At 69.7% G+C, this 1,089-nt stretch carries 1 pseudogene; it reads left to right on the top strand.

Annotation, left to right across the window (positions count from 1 at the left end):
* Nucleotides 1-228 precede the first annotated feature (228 nt).
* Nucleotides 229-986, top strand: a pseudogene (locus ACFVJQ_RS46070) (IS200/IS605 family accessory protein TnpB-related protein); the annotation flags it as partial.
* Nucleotides 987-1,089: the final 103 nt, after the last annotated feature.

Below are 1,089 nucleotides of genomic sequence, written 5' to 3' on the forward strand. Positions count from 1 at the left end.
AGCCAGTCGCGTACGTCGCTCTCGTCGCCGACCGCGGTGATCAGCCCGTCGCGCACGGCGACGGCGGTGGCCCGCGGTCGGGCCGGGTCGAGGGTACGGACCGTGGCGCCGGCGAGAACGAGGTCGGCGGTGGCCATGTGGTGAACTCCCTTCTTCTGTACCGTCATTCGACGGCTTCGGTGGGCTCGGTGGCGAAGTCGGCGTACACCCGCGGTCGGCTGCGGCGCAATCAGCCCGGGCGGTGAGGTGAGCATCAAGCTCCCGACCCCCTGAAGGAGTTGGCCAACGCACCGCACGGCCGGTACGTCCTCGCCTGCCGGGTCGGCTTTGCGTACCGGGGGGGGCAGGAGTGGGCGGACCGGGTGGAGGCGAACCGGGCGGTCGCCTACCGCATCCACCTGGATGTGGCCCGTGGCCGCTGGTATCTGACCGCCTCCTGGCAGATCCCGGTATCCCGGACCGTCCCCCTGGCCGCCGCCCTCGCGCATGGTGTGATCGGCGTCGATACGAACGCCGACCACCTGGCCGCCTGGCGCCTCGATGTCCACGGCAACCCGATCGGCAACCCCCGCCGCTTCTTCTTCTTCGAGGCGTCCGGACCGGCCGGACACCGCGACGCCCAGGTCCGCCACGCCCTCACCAGGCTGCTGCACTGGGCCAAGGCCTGCGGTGTCACAGCGATCGCCGTCGAAGACCTCGACTTCACCGCGGAGAAGACCCGCGAGAAGCACGGCCGCCGAAAACGGTTTAGGCAGCTCATCTCCGGCATGCCCACCGGCCGCCTCCGTCCCCGCCTGACCTCCATGGCCGACCACAGCGGCATCGCCATCATCGCGGTCGACCCCGCCTACACCAGCCGCTGGGGCGCCGAGCACTGGCACAAGCCCCTCACCAGCAACACCCGTAGAACGACTCGTCACGACGCTGCCGCCGTGGCGATCGGACGACGCGCCCAAGGGCACCCGATCCGGCTGGGGATACCTCCCAGGCTCTTAGAGCTGGTCTCATTTGGCGTGTTCGATAGCCTGTGGCCGTGGGGATCGTCGAGCGCTTGGTGCCGGATGAGTTGTGGGAGCTGTTCGAGCAGGT

Source organism: Streptomyces sp. NPDC127197 (assembly GCF_042672405.1).
Taxonomy (GTDB): domain Bacteria; phylum Actinomycetota; class Actinomycetes; order Streptomycetales; family Streptomycetaceae; genus Streptomyces; species Streptomyces flavusporus.